The organism is Mesorhizobium sp. M7D.F.Ca.US.004.01.2.1 (assembly GCF_003997785.1).
GTDB classification, from domain to species: Bacteria; Pseudomonadota; Alphaproteobacteria; order Rhizobiales; family Rhizobiaceae; genus Mesorhizobium; species Mesorhizobium loti.
On sequence record NZ_RZRQ01000799.1, the window covers coordinates 1 to 205 of the forward strand.

The window sequence follows — 205 nt, forward strand, 5'->3', positions numbered from 1 at the left end:
GCATCACTCCCTCGCCATCCCCTCCACTTGCGCCGCCGACAAGAACAACAGCACCACATCCGACATCCCAAGCAGCGGCGTGAACGTCACGATCGTTATCCCGCCGGTTGCGTTGGTGCGGGTCAGGCCTTCGGAATAGATGTCGAGCGGTGGTTCCTCGTCGAACCAGACGCCATGCAGCGTCTCGCCCTGCCATTTCTCGCGG

General features: G+C 62.4%; 1 protein-coding gene. It reads right to left on the reverse strand.

Translation table 11 applies throughout. The features are described from left to right. Positions 1-3: 3 nt before the first annotated feature. Positions 4-205: terminase family protein (locus EN993_RS36870; protein WP_206532509.1), on the reverse strand; the 202-nt coding region annotated here is incomplete at its 5' end.